This is a genomic window from Conyzicola nivalis, from assembly GCF_040548875.1.
Taxonomy (GTDB): domain Bacteria; phylum Actinomycetota; class Actinomycetes; order Actinomycetales; family Microbacteriaceae; genus Conyzicola; species Conyzicola nivalis_A.
In genome coordinates this window covers 291,858-310,495 of sequence record NZ_JBEPSJ010000003.1, presented here as the reverse complement: position 1 = coordinate 310,495, position 18,638 = coordinate 291,858, and the positions used below count along the sequence as shown (strand labels likewise).

Sequence of the window (18,638 nt, the reverse complement as noted above, 5' to 3'; positions counted from 1 at the left end):
GGCAGGCGGCTCCGCGGCCGGATGGCGCGGGGAGCCGCCTGCTCGAGGTGTTGCTACTCGGTGACGAGCTGGTTGAGAAGCTTGATCGCTTCCTTCCAGGCGGTGTCACCGTCGGTGATCTCCCCCTGGCTCACGCGGTCGAACACGGGGCCGAACACGTTGTCCTGGATGTTGGAGTCCTCCGGACCCTTCACCTGGGCGATGACGCCCTCGGATCGTGCGGCGAAGATCTCGCCGACGGGCGCGTTGTTGAAGAAGTCGTTCGTCGAGGTCTTCACGAGCTCCTGGCCTTCGACGGTGCTCGGGAACGGGCCGGCGAGCTCGAACGAGGCCGCCTGCTGTGCGGGGGCGGAGAGCCAGAGCGCGAGCTTGGCCGCCTCCTCCTTGTGCTCAGAGGATTCGGAGACACCGAGGAAGGCGCCGCCCCAGTTGGCCGATCCGCCGGGGAGGACGTCTGCGAAGTCCCAGCCGCTGTCTGTGGTGCCTGCGTCGTAGTAGCCCTGCACGATGCCGAGCATCCAGCTCGGGCACATGTAGGTGGCGAACTCGTCGTTCTTTGCCTCGGGCCCGACGTCCCAGCCGGGGAGGCCGGCGCCGAGGCCGTCGTTCTCCGCCTCGACGATCATGGCGAGCTGGTCCTTGAGCACGTCGTTGCCCTCGATGTTCAGGGTCTCGCCGTCCTTCTTGTAGTAGCCCTCTTCCTGCTGGTTCACGAAGGAGTTCCAGAAGAACCGGGGGGAGTGGTAGAACGCCTTGCCGCTCGCGGCCACGTACTCGTTGCCCACCTCGTAGAAACGCTCCCACGTCGCATCCGCGCCACCGAGGTATTCGGCGACCTCCGTGCGCTCGCTCGGCAGGCCGGCCGCGGCGAACAGGTCGCCGCGGTAGCAGATGCCCTGCGGACCGATGTCGAGACCGGCGCCGATGACGCGGCCGTCGGCGTCGGTGCCCTGCTCGTACTTCCAGTCGAGCCAGTTGTCCTTGACATCTTCGATGCCGTAGTCGCGCAGGTCGACGAAGGATCCGCTCACCTCCTGGATGGTGCCGAGCCAGCCCTCCTCGATGGCGACGACGTCGCTGAGGCCGGTGCCGGCCGCGATCTTCGCGTAGGCGTCGTCACGTGCCGCGCCGCCACCCTCGAGGTTCGTCGCCTCGATGGTGACGTTCGGGTTCTCCTCCATGTACTTCTCGTAGTTGGCGTCGACACCCATGGTGCCGAACGTCGTGATCGACAGCGTGACCTTGCCGTCGTCCGATCCGCCGCCGCCCCCGGATGCGCATCCGGTCGCAAGAAGGGCGAAGGCTGTCGCGCCGGCGATGGTTATGGCCGCGGTACGTCGTGATCTGTTCACAGTCACTCCTTTGTGTGTGTGTGCGTGGGCGCGAGAGAGCGCTCTCTGCGACTGTCCAGAGAGCGCTCTCTCGCGAAGTGGAAGCCACACTATGCGCACTCGCCGCGCCCCGTCAAGCGTTTGAGAGAGCGCTCTCTGAAATTGGTCGAGCGGCGACTTGTCACCCGTGGGGGTGACAGAGTGCCCGGGCGCCCCGTTGGTGACAACTCGCGGCGCGCCGGGCGGGCGCGGGACGGGCGCGCCCGCCGCGCGACCGGGCTACACGCCGGCGGCCACCGCGTTGAAGAGCGGATCGGCGTTGAATCCGAGCCGGCCCGGGCTCGCGACGTTGGTGAGCAGCACGAAGCAGACGTCGAGCTCGGGATAGACCCAGAACTCGGTGCCCGCCCAGCCCCCGTGGCCGAACACGCCGCGCTCGAGCAGGCCTGGCGCCGAGTGGCGCAGGTTCCAGCCGAGACCCCAGTCCTGACCGCGGCGCTCGGGGTACGGCTCCAGCTTGGGCAGACCGGTCGTGAGGGGTCGCAGCATGGCGGTGCGGGTGGTGCGGTGAACGGCGGTGCCGTCGTCGCGCAGCAGCGCCGAGCCCAGGGCGAGCAGGTCTGCGGCCGTCGCGAAGAGGCCGGCGCCCGGATGCCGCAGTGCGGCGAACGCCTCGTAGTCGACCCCCTGCTCGGCGGCGTCGTAGACCGGATGCGGGTCGCAGGCGCGGTCGAAGGTCAGGCCCGGCATGCCGACGTCGGCCGCGAGGGAGGCGATCGACTCGTCGAGCGGGGAGCCCGTCGCGTGCTCGACGAGCGCCGAGACGCCCTCGAAGGCGATCGTGGAGTAGCGCGACATGGAGCCGGCGTCGAAGTCGGCGCCGCCGTCGACCAGCAGGCGACGCAGCCCGGAAGCGTCGAGGGGCGGCTCGGCGATACCCGACGTGTGGCTGAGCAGGTGGGTGAGCGTGACGTCCCCGCGGCCGAACTCGGGCACGGCACCGACGAGCGGGGCGTCGAGGGCGAGCAGTCCGCGCTCCACCGCGCGCAGGGCGGCGAGAGCCACTATCGGCTTCGTGATGGAGAACAGCGGGTACGCGTCGTCGACCGCGGCCACCCGGGCGCCGCTCGAGCCGAAGGCCGCGACATCCGTCGTCCCGCTCGATGTGGCGATGCCGAGAACGGCCGTGGGCAGGGTTCCTGAGTCGACCTGGTGCTTGGCCCAGTCGAAGGCGTTCGGATGCTTCGTCGCGGTCATAATTGCAACGATACACAAAGCTCGGATGATTGCTATCGTTGGCTTCAGCCCAGAAGTCTTAGATCGTTGCAACGAGGTGGTTCAGTGTCGAGTGCGAGCATCAGGGACGTCGCCGCGCTCGCCGGCGTCTCGATGAGCACCGTCTCGAACGTGCTCAACAATCCGGGGCGCGTCTCGACCGCCTCCGTCGACAAGGTGCAGCGCGCGATCGACCAGCTCGGCTTCGTGCGCAACGAGGCGGCCCGCCGGTTGCGGTCCGGCAACAGCAAGCTCATCGGCCTCGCGGTGATCAACATCAGCAACCCCTTCTTCACCGACGTCGCGACCGGCGTGGAGGAGGCCGCGCGAGCCGCCGGCTACTCGGTGCTGCTCGGCAACAGCTCCTCGCGGCCCGACGGCGAGACCGGATACCTCGAGCTGTTCGAACGCCAGGGCGTCGACGGCGTTCTCATCGTGCCGTCGGGCGACGTGCTCGAGCAACTCGACGGCCTTCGCCGCAGGGGCACCCCCGCCGTGCTCATCGACCGGGTCGACGACCGGCGGGCGTTCTCCTCGGTCTCCACCGACGACGTCGTGGGCGGCACGCTGGCGGGCGAGCACCTGCTCGGACTCGGTCGCCGCAGGCTGTGGTTCGTCGGCGGGCTGTTGAGCGTGCGGCAGATGCGCGACCGGCTCGAGGGCTTCCGCGCGGCGCTCGCCGAGGCTCCCGACGCCTCGCTGCGCGTCGAGACCGGCGCCTTCATCGACGCCACGAGCGGCCTAGAGTACGGCAGGGCGATCGCGCCGCTTCCCGCCGCCGAGCGGCCCGATGCGATCTTCGCCGCGAACGACATGCTCGCGCTCGGAATCATCCAGGGCCTCACCGGCACCGGGCTGCGCGTTCCGGAAGACGTCGCGGTGGTCGGCTACGACGACATCGTGTTCTCGGCGGCCGCGGTCATCCCGCTCACGTCGGTTCGGCAGCCGAGCCGGCGCATGGGCAACACCGCAGCCACCCTGCTCATCCAGGAGCTCGCCGACCCCGAGGGGTTCCGCACCCAGTCCATCGTCTACGAGCCGCAGCTCATCGTGCGCGCCTCGACAACCAGCAGAGGAAGAGCCACATGACCATGCACTACGGCGGCGACTACAACCCCGAGCAGTGGCCGGAAGAGATCTGGCACGACGACGTGCGGCTCATGCGCGAGGCCGGGGTCACGATGGTGAGCCTCGGTATCTTCGCCTGGTCGCGCATCCAGCCGGCCGAGGGCGTCTTCGACTTCGAGTGGCTCGACACGGTGATCGACCTGCTGCACGAGGGCGGCATCGCCGTCGACCTCGCGACGGCGACCGCGTCGCCGCCGCCGTGGGCCACCGCCGCCTACCCGCAGATGCTGCCGCAGGACGAGAACGGCGCCACCTACTGGCCGGGATCACGCCAGCAGTTCGCGCCCTCGTCGCCCGAGTACCGGCGGCTCGCCGCCGAGCTGGTGAGGGCCATCGCGAACCGCTATGCGAAGCATCCGGCCGTCGTCCTGTGGCACGTCAACAACGAGTACGGCTGCCACCTGAACTACGACTACTCCGAAAACGCCGCGATCGCCTTCCGAGCCTGGCTGGCCGCTAAGTACGAGACCATCGACACGCTCAACGCCGCCTGGGGCACCGACTTCTGGTCGCAGCGCTACGCGTCGTTCGACGAGATCGTGCCGCCGCGCAAGGCGCCGTACAGCCGCAACCCGGCCGGCGAGCTCGACTTCAAGAGGTTCACCTCCGACACGCTGCTCGAGCTGTTCCTGATGGAGAAGCGCATCATCCACGAGGCGGGCGCCACCCAGCCGGTGACGACGAACTTCATGGGCGCGTTCCCACCCGCCGACTACTGGCGCTGGGCCCGCGAGATGGACGTCATCACCGACGACTGCTACCCCGACCCGAACGACCCGGAGTCGTTCCGGGCCGCGGCGTTCGCCCGCGACCTGATGCGCTCGCTCAAGCCGGACACCCCGTGGCTGCTGATGGAGCAGGCCACCAACGCCCTGAACTGGCGCCCGACCAACGCCCCCAAGGCACCCGGCCAGATGGCCGCGCTCAGCATGCAGGCGATCGCCCGCGGAGCCGACGGCATCATGTTCTTCCAGTGGCGCCAGTCGCGGGCGGGCAGCGAGAAGTTCCACTCGGCGATGCTGCCCCAGGCGGGCACCCGCACCCGCACCTGGCGTGAGGTGGTCGAGTTCGGCGCCGAGCTGGCCGAGCTGCCGAAGCTACCCGCCGGATCGCGCGACGCCCACGTCGCGATCGTGTTCGACTGGCAGAACTGGTGGGCGCTCGGCAACCCCGACCACCCCGTCGTGCTCGACTACCTCGCGCTCGTGCAGCGCTGGTACTCGGCGATCCACCGCCAGCACGTGCAGGTCGATCTCGTTCAGCCGACGAGCGACCTGACCGGGTACCGCGTCGTCATCGCGCCGCAGCTGTATCTCCTGACGACCGAGGGCGCCGACAACCTGCTCGCCTTCGCGAACGCCGGCGGCCACCTGCTCGTCACCGCGTTCAGCGACCTCGTCGACGAGAACGACGCGTTCCGCGACGGCGGCTACCTCACGCAGCTCCGCTCGGCACTTGGAATCTGGCTCGAGGACTTCGGCGCGCTCGTGCCTCCGGGCGGGGGAGCCGCCGGCGGTTCCTCTGCCGGCGATTCCTCTACTGCCGCACCCGAGGCATCCGGCCCCGGCCAGGTCTTCGTCCCGCTGAACGGCGCGGTCGGCCCGGTCACGGGCACGCTGCTCGCCGAGGAGATCCACCTCGACGGCGCCACCTCGCTCGGCGACTTCGTGGGCGGCCGGCTCGACGGGCGGCCCGCCTTCACCGTGAACCAGGTCGGCCGGGGGCGCGCGTACTACCTGGCCACGATTCCGGATGCCACGGGGTGCGCCGGCGTCGCCGCCTACGTCTTCGACGCGGCCGGCATCGAGCCGGTCGCCGTCGGACTGCCGCCGACGGTGGAAGCCGTGCGCCGCGGCGACGTGGTCACGCTGATCAACCACGACACTTCCCCGGTGACCCTGCCCGACGGGGCGACGCTCGAGCCGTTCGGCTACGTGATGCTGCGGGACGCCGTGTGACCCCGACCGGTCGGATGCGCGCCGACGGCCGGCGCCGGTTGATGTTCATCGTCTCGCTCGGAATGCTGCAGGCCATCTGGCCGCTGACGATGGACCTCTACCTGCCGTCGTTCCCGCAGTTGCAGGACGAGCTCGGCACCACGCCGGCGCTCGTGCAGTTCACCCTCACCGGGGCGTTCATCGGCATGGCGATCGGCCAGCTCGCGGCCGGGCCGATCTCCGACGCGGTGGGGCGCACCAGGCCGCTCGCGGTCGCGCTGCTGATCTACACGGTCGCCACGGTCTCGTGCGCGCTCGCCCCGTCGATCGAGTGGCTGGTCGTCAGCCGGTTCGCGCAGGGTCTGGGCGCGGCCGCGTGCGCGGTGATCGGCATCGCGCTGGTGCGCGACACCGTGTCGGGGCCGGCGATGCTGCGGTTCATCGCGAACCTCTCGGTGATCAGCGGCTTCTTCGTGGTGCTCTCGCCGGCGCTCGGCGCGCAGCTGCTCACCGTCACCGACTGGCGCGGGCTGTTCTGGGTGCTCACCGGCTACGGCTGCGTGCTCGTGGTGCTCGCGTTCACGGTGTTCCTGCGGTCGGAGACGAATCCGCCATCGCGCCGGGCTCTGCGCGAGGGTGCGACGGCGCGCGACGACTACCGGGTGCTGCTCGGGTCGCCGGTGTTCCGGGCCGTGGTGGTCGGCGGGGGCCTGATGTTCGCCGGGATGATGACGTATATGGCGTCGAGCGCGTTCCTGTTCCAGGACGTCTACGGGCTCACGCCCACGGAGTACGCGATCGCGTTCGGCGGGCACGGCGCGCTGATGATCGTCGGCGCGCAGGTGAGCGCCCGGCTGTCGCGAAGGTTCGAGCCGCGTCGCATCGTGCTCATCGGCATGAGCGCGCTCGTGGTCTCGGCGACGGCGCTGCTGGTGAGCGTGCTCGCGCTGCCGGGTGCCGGGTTCTTCGGCTTCCTCGTGCCGCTGCTGTTCTTCACGACGGCGTTCGGGCTGGTCGGGCCGGCGCTGCAGGCCTTCGCGCTGGAACCGCACGCGCTGCGTGCCGGGACCGCGGCGTCGATGCTCGGCGCCTCGAACATGATCTTCGCCGCGGTGTCGTCGCCGATCGCGGGCCTGTTCGGCGTCGCCACCCCGACCGCGACGGTCGTGATCATGCTGGTGCTCGAGGGAGCGGCGCTCGCGACGTTCGTGTTCGCGTTCCGTCGGCGCCGCGTACCCGTCTCGCTGCCGAATGAAGGAGATCCGGCGCCGAAGGTCCGCTGAGCCGCGGAAAGGTGTGACCCGACCGCGAGATCTCCTTCATTTGGCAGCGCACGGCAGCGCAGGGCACGGGCGGGCGGATGCGCCGCTGGCCGCCGCCGCTCGGGTTCAGCGCGGCGAGTACAGCCGCGGCGCGAACGACGCTGCCACCAGCGAGCGCAGCGCGTCCCGGCTTCCGCTGACGAGCCCGGCGGTGCGCGCCTGCACGAGCACGTTGCCGATCGCCGTCGCCTCGACCGGGCCGGCGAGCACCGGCAGCCCGGCACGGTCGGCCAGCAGCTGGCAGAGCAGCTCGTTCTGCGACCCGCCGCCGACGACGTGGATCACCGACACGGTCTTTCCCGAGAGCTGCGCGGCCGTCGCGACCGCGCGTGCGAAGGCGTCGGCGAGGCTCTCGACGATGCTGCGCACGAACTCGGCCCGGCTCTGCGGAATGGGCCGCGAGTTCTCGCGGCACCACTCGGCGATGCGCGCGGGCATGTCGCCCGGCGCCAGGAACCGCGGGTCGTTGGCGTCGAAGACGGCGACCGGTGCGGTGACGTCCGTCGCGGCTGCGAGCAGCGCCGGCAGCGAGATCGTCGAGCCGTCGCGCTCCCACTCGCGCACCGACTCGCTCAACAGCCAGAGGCCCATGACGTTGTGCAGGTAGCGCACGGTGCCGTCGACGCCGCCCTCGTTGGTGAAGTTGGCGAGCCGTCCCGCCTCCGACAGCTCGGGCGCCTCGAGCTCGACGCCGACGAGCCCCCAGGTTCCGCACGAGATGTAGGCGAAGTCGTCGTGCAGCGCCGGAACTGCGAGAACCGCGGATGCCGTGTCGTGCGACCCGACGGCGGTCACCGTCGTCGAGGCGCCGATCCCGGTCTCGCGCCGCAGTTCGGGCAGCAGGGCACCGATGCCCGTGCCGGCGTCGACCAGCTCGGGAAAGAGCGAGCGTGGCAGTGCGAGGCGCTCGATCAACGCGTCGTCCCACCGCCCGGTGCGCACGTTCACCAGCCCGGTCGTCGACGCGTTGGTGCGCTCGGCGATCTGCCGTCCGGTCATCCAGTAGGCGAGCAGGTCGGGCACCAGCAGCAGCGACTCCGCCGCCTCGAGCATGCCGGCTGCGCGGTCGGCCGCGAGCTGGAACACCGTGTTGAACGGCAGGTGCTGCAGGCCGTTCGCGGCGTAGAGCTCCTCCGCCGAGACGACGGAGTGCACGTCGTCGACGGCGGCCGTGTTGCGTTCGTCGCGGTAGTGGTACGGGGTGCCGAGCATGCGCCCGCCGCGCATCAGCGCGTAGTCGACCGCCCAGGAGTCGATGCCGATGCTCGCGATCGCCGGCTCCTCGCGCGCGGCCGCGCCGAGGCCGGCGACCACGCTGCGGTAGAGCTCGAGGATGTTCCAGTGCAGCCCGTCGACCGTGCGCACCGGGGTGTTCGGAAAGCGCGCGACCGGGCGGATGCTCAGCTCGTTCGCCGAGACGGCGCCGAGGATCACCCGCCCGCTCGTCGCCCCGAGGTCGACGGCGGCGACGGCGGTGGTCATCGCAGCTGCTCCGTCATCGCAGGAAGGCCGCGGCGACGCCCGCGTCGACCGGGATGTGCAGCCCGGTCGTGTGGCTGAGGTCGCTGGTGCAGAGCACGAAGACGGCGTTGGCGACGTTCTCGGGCAGCACCTCGCGCTTGAGCAGGGTGCGCTGGGCGTAGTACTTGCCGAGCTCCTCCTCCGGGACCCCGTAGACCGCCGCGCGCTTCGCGCCCCAGCCGCTGGAGAAGATGCCCGAGCCGCGCACGACGCCGTCGGGGTTGATGCCGTTGACCTTGACGCCGTACTCGCCGAGCTCGGCCGCGAGCAGCCGCACCTGGTGCGCCTGGTCGGCCTTCGTCGCCGAGTAGGCGATGTTGTTCGGGCCGGCGAAGACGGAGTTCTTGCTCGAGATGTAGATGATGTCGCCGCCGAGCTTCTGGTCGATCAGCACGCGGGCCGCGGCGCGGGAGACGAGGAACGAGCCCTTCGCCATCACGTTGTGCTGCAGGTCCCAGTCGGCGACGGTCGTGTCGAGCAGCGACTTCGACAGCGACAGCCCGGCGTTGTTCACCACGAGGTCGAGGCCGCCGAAGGCGAGCAGCGCGGCGTCGATCGACGCCTGCACCTCCTCCTCGCTGGTGACGTTGGCCTGAACGCCGATCGCGACGTCGGTGTTGCCGAGTTCCGCCGCGGCCGCCTGGGCCTTCTCGAGGTCGAGGTCGGCGATGACGACGCACGCGCCCTCCGCGGCGAGGCGGGTGGCGATGGCCTTGCCGATTCCGGATGCGGCACCGGTTACCAGGGCGATGCGTCCGGCGAGCGGCTTGGGTTTCGGCAGGCGCTGCAGCTTCGCCTCCTCGAGCGACCAGTACTCGATGCGGAATTTCTCCTCGTCGGAGATCGGCGCGTAGCTCGAGATGGCCTCGGCGCCGCGCATCACGTTGATCGCGTTGATGTAGAACTCGCCGGCGACGCGGGCGGTCTGCTTGTTCGCGCCGTAGCTGAACATGCCGACGCCCGGGATGAGGATGATGGCCGGGTCGGCGCCGCGGATGGAAGGACTGTCGTCAGCCGCATATGCGTCGTAGTACGCCTGGTAGTCGGCGCGGTACTGGGCGTGCAGCTCGTCGAGGCGCGCGATCGACTCCTCGACAGTGGCCGAGGCGGGCAGGTCGAGCAGCAGCGGCTTGACCTTGGTGCGCAGGAAGTGGTCGGGGCAGCTTGTGCCCAGGGCCGCTAGCCTCGGGTGCTCGGCGAGTCCGAGGAAGTCGGTCACCACCGTGGCATCCGTGAAGCTGCCGACCTGGGCCTTGTCTGTCGAGGCGAGCCCGCGCAGGTGGGCGGCGAGGGCCGCGGCCTTGGCGAGGCGCTCCTCCGAGGGGAGGGCGCCGTAGCCGGGGAGGTCGTCGCCGAAGGGGTGCGACTTGCCGTTCTCGGCGATGTAGTCTTCCGCGGTCTTGATGATCCAGAGCGAGTTGGCCTCGGCCTCGTCGCTCGTGTCGCCCCAGGCGGTGATGCCGTGGCCGCCGAGGATCACGCCGACGGCGTCGGGATTCGCGTCCTTGATCGCGGCGATGTCGAGTCCGAGCTGGAAGCCGGGGCGGCGCCAGTCGACCCACGCGACCTTGCCGCCGAAAGCCTTGGCGGTGAGCTCCTCGCCGTCTGCGGCTGTCGCGAACGCGATGCCGGCGTCGGGGTGCAGGTGGTCGACGTGCGCCGCGTCGACGAGCGCGTGCATCGCGGTGTCGATCGAGGGTGCCGCTCCGCCCTTGCCGTGCAGGGTGTAGTCGAACGCGGCCACCATCTCGTCTTCGCGCTCGAGTCCGGGATAGACGTTCTCCAGCGCCCGCACGCGGTCTACGCGCAGCACCGCGAGGCCCGCCTCCTTAAGGGTGCCGAGGTCGCCGCCGGATCCCTTGACCCAGAGCAGTTCGACCTCCTCGCCCGTCGCCGGGTCGATCTCGGTCCCCTTGGCGGAGGTGTTGCCGCCGGCGTAGTTCGTCACGCGCGGGTCGGAGCCCAGACGGTTCGACCGGGCGATCAGGTCTGCTGCTGCTTGGTTGGTCATCGGTTACGCTCCCCAGCCGGCCTGCAGGCCGCCCACTCGTTCTTCGGCGATCTTCTTCTGGTATCCGGATGCGGCATAGGCCGCCATCGGGTCGGAGGGCAGCCCCCGGGTGGCGCGCCACTGGGCGAGGTCGGCGCGCACGTCGGTGTAGAACGCGTCCATGAGGATCGCGTTGGCTCCGAGCACGTCGCCCGCGTCCTGCGCGGCCTTGAGCGCCGTGCCGTCGACGAGCAGCGCGCGCGCCGTCATCTCCTGCACGTTGAGCACCGAGCGCATCTGCCCGGGGATCTTGTCTTCGACGTTGTGGCACTGGTCGAGCATGAACGCCACGTCGGAGGCGGGTCCGTAGCCGCCGCCGCGGATGACCTCGTAGATGATGCGGAAGAGCTGGAACGGGTCGGCGGCGCCGACGATGAGGTCGTCGTCGGCGTAGAAGCGCGAGTTGAAGTCGAAGCTCCCGAGTTTTCCGAGGCGCAGCAGCTGGGCGACGATGAACTCGATGTTGGTGCCGGGAGCGTGGTGGCCGGTGTCGAGGCAGACGAGGGCGCGGTCGCCGAGGGCGGCGACCTGGGCGTAGGAGGTTCCCCAGTCGGGAACGTCGGTGTGATAGAAAGCGGGCTCGAAGAACTTGTACTCGAGCACGAGCCGCTGCGTCTCGCCGATACGTGCGTAGATCGAGGCGAGGGAGTCGGCGAGGCGGTCCTGGCGTCCGCGGATGTCGCCCTGGCCGGGGTAGTTGGTGCCGTCCGCGAGCCAGATCTTCAGGTCGCGCGAGCCGGTCGCATCCATGATCTCGATGCACTCGTAGTGGTGGTCGATGGCCTTCTGGCGGATCTTCGGGTCGGTGTGCGTGAGCGACCCGAACTTGTAGTCGTCGTCCTGGAAGGTGTTGCTGTTGATCGTGCCGAGCTCGAGCCCCAGGTCGCCTGCGTAGCGGCGGAGCGCCGAGTAGTCGTCGACCTTGTCCCAGGGGATGTGCAGCGCGACCGTGGGGGAGAGGCCGGTGTACTCGTTGACCTTGGCCGCGTCGGCGATCTTCTCCTGCGGCGTGCGCGGGGTTCCCGGCGTGCCGAAGACCTTGAAGCGTGTGCCGGAGTTGCCGAACGCCCAGGAGGGGAGCTCGATCGCCTGGGTCTCGAGCGCCGTGGAGATGTCGCTGAATTTCGCCATTGGAATTCTCTCTGTCTTATGTCTTCACGATGCCGCTGAACGGCCGTGAATGAATCGTTTCAATTGCCACTGTACCGGCTGGTGCCGGGTTCCACAATCAGACCCGGGAAAGTTGGTCATCGAGGTTGAAGACCTCGGTCAGGTAGTCGAACGCCTGGTCGGCCGGAACGTCGAGATCGACGAAATGCTCGGCCATCGCGGCCTGCCAGCGGCCGTTCACCTCGGTCTGGGCCATGCCGTCGAGCGAGGCCTGGAGGTTCTCCGTCTCGAAGTAGCCGATGAGCAGCCCGTCGGGGCGCATGAAGATCGAGTAGTTGTTCCACCCCGTGTTCTTCAACGCCTCGAGCATGTCGGGCCAGACCGCGGCGTGGGCGGCGCGGTAGGCGTCGATGTGGTCGGGTTTGACTTGCAGTTGGAAGCACACGCGCTGGGTCATCCGGTTATCTCCATCTCGGTAGTTCGGTCATGTCGACGTGTCTGTGCTCGATTCCGAGCAGGCTCGCGGCGGCACGGATGTCGCCGGCACGGTGGCCGACGCAGAGCGCCCAGTGGTGGCCGACCCCGGTCTGCGACCACTCGTCGACCCATTCACCCGGGTCGCCGCCGAAGTCGACGCGGCTCGTGGTGTTGCCGATCGCCAGCAGCGGGCCGTCGACCACGGTGCCCTCGCTCGTGATGAAACTGAAGCTGCCGTCGCGGTCCTGGCCGATGCCGAACGTCGTGACCGGACCCTGCTTGACGTCGAACTCGACCGAGACCCCGTAGCCGCGTTTGCCGTGATAGACGCCCAGCCCGCGAAGCAGCGGCTGCGCCGAGGAGACGGCGAGGTGCGCCGGACCGTCGTGGCCCATCTCGACGACGCCGTCGAAGAAGTTGAGCGCCTGGATCTCGGTGAACGAGCCTCCGGCGCCGATGGTGTGGCCGGCGAGCATCGCGAGGCTGGTGCGCAGCTCGTACTCGCCGACGAAGGGGATGCCGCGCGCCGTCAGCAGCGACGATCCGAGGATCATGCCGGCGCCGAGCCGTTCGTGCTGCTCCCCCTCGAGGCCGCGGTGGTAGTAGGCGGCCGAGTCGAGCTCGAAGTCGTCGACGAGGCGGTCGAGCCCCACAGACACCTTCGCGCCCCAGAAGAAGTCGTCGTCGTCGACGGATGCATCGAGGGTGAAGAGCTCGCGCGCGAGGTCCATCCGCTCGCGCACCTGCGCGTCGGTGACCTCGGCGACCCGCACCCGCAGGTCGTCGAACTCGAGCACCTCGACGTGCGAGCCGAACTGCGTCGACACGAGCGTGAGGTCGGTCGACACGTCGAGCATGCCCGGGTAGAGGTGGCCCATCAGGCCGTGGCGGGCGGTGCGCAGCACCCCGCGCACCCCGGCCGCGTGCACCCACTGGTCGATGCGGGTCCAGGCCGACTCCTGCTTCAGGTGGCCCGAGACCGATCGGAAGGGGATGCCGGCGCGTCTGAAGACGTTGGCGACCTCGGGCACGGGGCACTGGCCGCAGTACGCGAGCCACTTGCCGGTGTCGAAGTTCGCGTGGTCCATCGCCTCGGTGGGCTGGAGGTCGATCACGAGCACGGGGGTCTTCGCGCGCTGGGCGATAGGCAGCACCATCGACGAAGTGAGGTAGGTGGTGAGGAAGATGACGATGAGGTCGCAGTCCGCGACGCGGAGTCGCTCGGCCGCCGTGGTGGCCTCCTGCGCATCCGAGACGAAACCGACGTCGACTACCTCTGCGTCGAGCTCGTTGAACCGTGCGGTGACGTAGCGGCTCGACTCCTGCAGCTGCGGCAGCAGGTCGGGAAACTGCGGCCAGTAGGCGGCGAGCCCGCCGGCGACGAGGCCGATGCGGGTCTGGCGGCGCTTCTTGGGCGCGAGTTGGTCGGTCATGTGGATTCCCTGGAGAGTCGAATGCGGTCCCTGAGCCTGTCGAAGGTGGTCCCTGAGCCTGTCGAAGGGCAGGCCCAGGGACGCGCGGTTTCCGACGACTTAGAAGTCGTAGTCGTCGATGTTGTCGGCGTTGAAGCGCGTCGGCGGTCCGACGATCGCGACGCCGTTCTCGCCGACCTCGATGGTGCCGAGCTCGCCGGCCTCGAAGCTGTCGCCCTCTTCGCCGGTGATGTCACCGTCGACGAGCGCCTTGCCGGCGAACGCCGCGACGTAGCCGAGCTGTGCCGGGTCCCAGAGGGCGAACTCGACCACGGTTCCGTCCTTGACGAACTCGCGCATCTCGTTCGGCAGTCCGAGGCCGGTCAGCGCGACCTTGCCCTTGTAGTCCGAGGTGGAGAGGTACTTGGCCGCGGCGGCGATGCCGACCGTCGTGGGCGAGATGATGCCCTTCAAGTTGGGGTACGACGACAGCAGACCCTGGGTCTCCTGGAACGACTTGTCGGCATCGTCGTCGCCGTAGACCTTGGCGACGAGGTTGATGTCGGCGTAGTCGGCGTTCGACTCCAGCTCCTCCTCCATGAACTTGATCCACTCGTTCTGGTTGCTCGCGGTCGCCGTCGCCGACAGGATCGCGATGTCGCCCGCTCCGCCGATCTGCTCGGAGATGATCTCCAGCTGGATCAGTGCCACGTCTTTCGCGACGACCTGGCTGATGAAGATGTCGCGGTAGTCGGGGTTGGTGTCGGAGTCGAAGGCCACGATCTTGGCGCCGGCCTCACGGGCGGCCGAGAGCGACGGGCCGACGGCGTCGGGGTCGTTCGCCGCGATGACGATGACCTTGGTGCCCTCCTGCGTCGCCTGCTCGATGAACGGGATCTGCGCGCTCGCGCTGGCCTCCAACGGACCGAGGACGCTCGAGGTGAAACCGGCCTCCTCCGCGCCGTCTTCGCCTCCGCCGAGCACGACGTCGGTGTACGGGTTGTTCAGCTGCTTGGGCAGGAACGCCATCGTGAGGTCGCCGCCGCCTTCGCCGCCGCCACCCCCTCCGTCGTCTCCGCCAGCCGCGCAGCCGGTCGCGACTAGCGCGACGGTGACGGCGATGGCCGCGAGGGAGGCGCGACGAGCGCCTCGGTTACGTGCTGCAGAAAATAACTCCATTGTCTTTCCTTTCGGGATGTACGCCTGGTGCTTAGGCGTGGGTGGAACCGAGGGTCGACGACCCCTGGACGACTTTGTGCACGCGCGAGAGCCGGATGCGCTCCTTGGCCCAGGCCGTGACGCTGGGGGCCACGACCGAGATCACGAGCAGGCTTCCGGTGACGATGATGAGCGCGGTCTCGGGAACCTTGGCGAGACGCAGCGAGTAGGTGAGCACGCCGATGAGCAGCACCCCGCCGATCACGCCGGGGATCGAGCCCTTGCCGCCGAAGATCGAGACCCCGCCGAGCAGCACCGCGGCGATGACGCTGAGCTCCATGCCCGTTCCGTTGTCCGGACCGGCGCTCGCGAGTCGCAGGGTGAGGAAGACGCCGACGAGTCCCGCGACGGTGCCGGTGGCGATGAACAGCCAGAACTTGGCATGGCCGACGCGGATGCCGACGAACGACGCGGCCTCGGTGCTGTAGCCGAGCGCGTACAGCCCGCGGCCGAAGGGGGTGAAGTGCAGCAGGATCGCGAAGAAGGCGATGATCAGGATGACGAAGATCATCACCACCGGGATGCCGGTCGCCCCGATCTTCGACAGCACGAAGATGTTGAGCTCCTTGGGGAAGTTGGCCACCTTCTGGTCGCCGATCACCACGAGCGCCAAGCCGCGGAACAGTGCGAGCGTGCCGATCGTCACGGCCAGCGACGGCAGCCCGAGCGTTGTGATCAGAAAGCCGTTGAACGCCCCGCAGACGACACCGACGAACACCGAGGCGACCATGACGGTGACGATGTCCCAGCCGGAGTCGCGCCAGAGCACGCCCATGACGGCGCTCGTGAGGCCGGCGATGGATGCCACGGAGAGATCGATCTCTCCGGAGATGATCACGAGCGCCATCGGCAGGGCGAGCAGCAGGATCGGGATCACCTGGATGAGCAGGAAGCCTACGGTGAGGGTCGACGCGAAATAGCGCACTGTCAGGCACGAGACGATCACGACGGCGATGAGCACGTAGATGATGACGGCGTCGTGCCCGATGAGACGCTTGCCGATGGCGCTACGGCTCTTGACGATCGATGCGGTCAGGGTCTCAGACATCACGTGCCTCACTCACTCGAAGTTTTCTTGCGTTGCGCACGGAGACGATGCGGTCGACGATGATCGCCGAGAGGATGAGCACACCCACGATCGCCTGCTGCCAGAACTTGTCGACCCGGGTCGCCGTGAGGGCGCCGGTGATGGTGGAGAGCAGCACCGCTCCGATCGCCGCGCCGACCACCGTGCCGGTGCCGCCCGAGATCGCGACGCCGCCGACCACGACCGCGGCGACGACGTCGAGCTCGAGGCCGCTGCCGGTGAGCGCGCCCACCGAGTTGTACCGCGAGGTGTAGAGCACGCCGGCGAGGCCGACGAGCGCGCCGTTCGCGACGAAGGCCGCGAGGACCCGTTTGCTCACGGCGAGACCGAACAGCCGCGCTGCGTCGGGGTCGGAGCCGATCGCGTACAGGTCGCGTCCGCTGCGCACCGCCCGCATGAAGAAGCCCACGGCGATCACCACGGCGATCGCGACGAGGGTGATGATCGGCAGGCCGAAGACCGTGTCGACCGACAGGGCGCCGAACTCCCGAGGGTTGTCGCCCGAGAAGTACTGCTTCGACCCGGCCCAGCTCGTGAGCACACCGCGGTAGATGTACATCGTGCCGAGCGTGATCACGAGGGCGGGCACTTTCGCCGCGGTGACGAGCAGGCCGTTGATCGCCCCGAGCACCCCGCCGAACACCATCCCTGCGAGGAAGACGAGCGGGATCGGGATGCCGGCGAACACGTCGAACAGGGTGCCGGTGCCGAAGGCGACGAGGCCGAGGATCGAGCCGACCGACAGGTCGACGTTGCGGGTGATGATCACCAACGCCTGGCCGACCGCGAGGATGATCACGATCGTCGCGTTGAGCATGAGGTCTTTGAGGCTCTGTGGCGAGAGGAACCGCGGGTTGATGATCGTGGTGATGATCACCAGGGCGACGAGCGCTCCGGCGACGGGGATCTCCCTCGCCCGCAGGAACGAGCGCACGGAGTGCATCGCGCCCGTCTTCTCTTCGGTGATGGTGCTCAACGGGCTACCTCCTGTGCCGACGTGGCGGCGTGCATGACCAGTTCGGCCGTCGCCTCTTCGCGCGAGTACTCGGCGCTGATGCGGCCCTCGTGCATCACGAGGATGCGGTCGGCCATGCCGAGCACCTCGGGCAGCTCCGACGAGATCATCAGGATCGCAATGCCCCGGCCGGCGAGGTCGGAGAGCAGCCGGTGCACCTCGGCCTTGGTGCCCACGTCGATGCCGCGGGTCGGTTCGTCGACGATGAGCAGGCGGGGCTCGGTGGCCAGCCACTTCGCGAGTACGACCTTCTGCTGGTTTCCTCCCGAGAGCGTGGAGACGGCGTAGTCCTGCGAGCCGGTCTTCACCTGCAGGCGTGCGGACCATTCCTCGGCGAGGCGGCGCTCTCGGGCGCCGGAGATGAGCCCGAACCTGGCGAGCGATTTGCGCAGGGTGAGGGTCGCGTTGCGGGCGACCGAGAGGTCCATGACGAGGCCCTGCTTGCGGCGGTCTTCGGGCACGAAGCCGATGCCCGCGGTGATCGAGGCCTGCGGGCTTCTGGCGGGCAGAGGCTTTCCGTCGAGGTGAACCGTGCCGGCGTCGTACTTGTCGATTCCGAACACCGCGCGCGCCACCTCGGTGCGGCCGGCGCCGACGAGCCCGGAGAGCGCCACGATCTCGCCCGCCTTCACTTCGAACCCGATGTCGGTGAACACCCCGAGCCGGGAGAGCCCCGTCACGGAGAGCACCGTGTCGCCGACCGGTGCGACGACCTTGGGGAACAGGGCGCCGAGCTCGCGGCCGACCATCTCCTTGACGATCCCGGGCACTGTCGCCGCGGCGGTGTCGTGCACGCTGACGTAGCGGCCGTCGCGCATGACGGTGATGCGGTCGCACAGGGCGAAGACCTCCTCGAACCGGTGCGAGATGAACAGGATGCCCGCGCCCTTGTCGCGCAGGCCGCGCGCAACGGTGAAGAGCCGCTCGACCTCTACGCCCGACAGCGCGGCGGTCGGTTCATCCATCACCAGCACCCGTGCGTCCAGCGAGATGGCCTTCGCGATCTCGATGATCTGCTGGTCGGCGATCGAGAGGCCCTCCGCGATGCGGTCGGGGTCGATCGGCACCCCGAGGGTGGCGAAGAGCTCGCGCGCCTGGCGCCTCATCTCGCGGCGGTTGATGATGCCGCCGCGACCGGTCGGCTGACGGCCGATGAAGATGTTCTCGGCGACGGTGAGGTCGGGGAAGAGCGTCGGCTCCTGGTAGATCACCGAGATCCCCGCCGCCTTGCTGTCTGCCGGGGAGCGGAACGCGACATGCTCGCCGCCCACGACGAACTCCCCGGCGTCGGGGGAGTGCACGCCGGCGAGGATCTTGACCAGCGTCGACTTGCCCGCGCCGTTCTCACCCACGAGCGCGTGGATCTCGCCGGGGCGGATGTCGATCGTGCCGTCGGCGAGGGCGACGACGGGGCCGAAGGTCTTGGCAGCTCCCGTGAGGGTGAGCACCGACTGCGGCTGCGCGGAGGCGCCTGACGCCGACGAGAGCTGCGCCGAACCGGATGACGCCGCGGGCACGGTCGGTACTTCTCGGGTTGCCATGCTGCAGCAGACCTCCACGTTGAGGGCGATTGAATCGTTTTAATGCTTTGAGACGAGTGAACTCTACGACCTGCCTCTCGCGCCCGTCAAGTCGCTTCTGTCACCGAGTTCACAACGATTGCGGCGGCGTCTGCGCACTTCCGGGACGACCGCGCATGCGCGTCGGCGCGCGGTCGTCCCGAAACCGCGCAAACACGCTCCGGCGGTGGTGGAA

The 18,638-nt window shown here is 69.0% G+C and carries 14 protein-coding genes; 3 read left to right on the top strand and 11 right to left on the bottom strand.

Translation table 11 applies throughout. From position 1 onward, the window contains the following. Window positions 1–53: 53 nt before the first annotated feature. Entirely contained in the window at window positions 54–1,352 is a 1,299-nt protein-coding gene (locus tag ABIE21_RS14010; protein ID WP_354025444.1) for an ABC transporter substrate-binding protein, read from the bottom strand. 258 nt (window positions 1,353–1,610) lie between these two features. Next, window positions 1,611–2,588 carry a serine hydrolase domain-containing protein gene (locus tag ABIE21_RS14005; protein ID WP_354025443.1) on the bottom strand — a complete coding sequence of 326 codons (978 nt, stop codon included), beginning with the start codon at window positions 2,586–2,588 and terminating at the stop codon, window positions 1,611–1,613. Window positions 2,589–2,672: 84 nt separating this feature from the next. Here ABIE21_RS14005 and ABIE21_RS14000 point away from each other — a divergent pair, with 84 nt between their 5' ends. Genes ABIE21_RS14000 through ABIE21_RS13990 form a run of 3 tightly spaced genes read left to right on the top strand, consistent with a single transcriptional unit; the run spans window position 2,673 to window position 6,954 of the window. Continuing rightward, window positions 2,673–3,695, top strand: a complete 1,023-nt coding sequence (locus ABIE21_RS14000; protein ID WP_354025442.1) for a LacI family DNA-binding transcriptional regulator — start codon at window positions 2,673–2,675, stop codon at window positions 3,693–3,695. Next, window positions 3,692–5,692, top strand: a complete 2,001-nt coding sequence (locus ABIE21_RS13995) for a beta-galactosidase (protein WP_354025441.1) — start codon at window positions 3,692–3,694, stop codon at window positions 5,690–5,692. The genes ABIE21_RS14000 and ABIE21_RS13995 overlap by 4 nt, the downstream gene beginning before the upstream one ends. Beyond that, a complete protein-coding gene (locus ABIE21_RS13990; protein WP_354025440.1) occupies window positions 5,689–6,954 on the top strand; it encodes a multidrug effflux MFS transporter in 1,266 nt (421 codons plus the stop codon). Before ABIE21_RS13995 ends, ABIE21_RS13990 begins: the two co-directional genes overlap by 4 nt. Window positions 6,955–7,059: 105 nt before the next feature. Here the strand turns inward: ABIE21_RS13990 and ABIE21_RS13985 are convergent, their stop codons facing one another. From ABIE21_RS13985 to ABIE21_RS13945, 9 genes are all read right to left on the bottom strand, one after another. Next, window positions 7,060–8,475: a rhamnulokinase gene (locus tag ABIE21_RS13985; RefSeq protein WP_354025439.1), complete on the bottom strand. Its 1,416-nt coding sequence runs from the start codon at window positions 8,473–8,475 to the stop codon at window positions 7,060–7,062. A 13-nt stretch (window positions 8,476–8,488) separates the two neighbouring features. Continuing rightward, window positions 8,489–10,525: a bifunctional aldolase/short-chain dehydrogenase gene (locus tag ABIE21_RS13980; RefSeq protein ID WP_354025438.1), complete on the bottom strand. Its 2,037-nt coding sequence runs from the start codon at window positions 10,523–10,525 to the stop codon at window positions 8,489–8,491. A 3-nt stretch (window positions 10,526–10,528) separates the two neighbouring features. Further along, on the bottom strand, window positions 10,529–11,695 hold the full coding sequence (rhaI, locus tag ABIE21_RS13975; RefSeq protein WP_354025437.1) for an L-rhamnose isomerase: 1,167 nt from the start codon (window positions 11,693–11,695) through the stop codon (window positions 10,529–10,531). A gap of 97 nt (window positions 11,696–11,792) precedes the next feature. After that, window positions 11,793–12,131 carry an L-rhamnose mutarotase gene (locus ABIE21_RS13970; RefSeq protein ID WP_354025436.1) on the bottom strand — a complete coding sequence of 113 codons (339 nt, stop codon included), beginning with the start codon at window positions 12,129–12,131 and terminating at the stop codon, window positions 11,793–11,795. A gap of 4 nt (window positions 12,132–12,135) precedes the next feature. Then, window positions 12,136–13,584 (bottom strand): L-fucose/L-arabinose isomerase family protein, encoded by a 1,449-nt coding sequence (locus ABIE21_RS13965; protein WP_354025435.1) that lies wholly within the window; start codon window positions 13,582–13,584, stop codon window positions 12,136–12,138. Window positions 13,585–13,683: 99 nt separating this feature from the next. Continuing rightward, the gene (gene rhaS, locus ABIE21_RS13960) at window positions 13,684–14,742 is read right to left on the bottom strand and encodes a rhamnose ABC transporter substrate-binding protein (RefSeq protein ID WP_354025434.1); all 1,059 of its coding nucleotides are present in this window, start codon (window positions 14,740–14,742) and stop codon (window positions 13,684–13,686) included. Window positions 14,743–14,773: 31 nt separating this feature from the next. Continuing rightward, on the bottom strand, window positions 14,774–15,829 hold the full coding sequence (locus ABIE21_RS13955; protein WP_354025433.1) for an ABC transporter permease: 1,056 nt from the start codon (window positions 15,827–15,829) through the stop codon (window positions 14,774–14,776). Then, window positions 15,822–16,844 carry an ABC transporter permease gene (locus tag ABIE21_RS13950; protein WP_354025432.1) on the bottom strand — a complete coding sequence of 341 codons (1,023 nt, stop codon included), beginning with the start codon at window positions 16,842–16,844 and terminating at the stop codon, window positions 15,822–15,824. The genes ABIE21_RS13955 and ABIE21_RS13950 overlap by 8 nt, the downstream gene beginning before the upstream one ends. Further along, on the bottom strand, window positions 16,841–18,424 hold the full coding sequence (locus tag ABIE21_RS13945) for a sugar ABC transporter ATP-binding protein (protein ID WP_354025431.1): 1,584 nt from the start codon (window positions 18,422–18,424) through the stop codon (window positions 16,841–16,843). Before ABIE21_RS13945 ends, ABIE21_RS13950 begins: the two co-directional genes overlap by 4 nt. Between the last annotated feature and the right edge of the window lie 214 nt (window positions 18,425–18,638).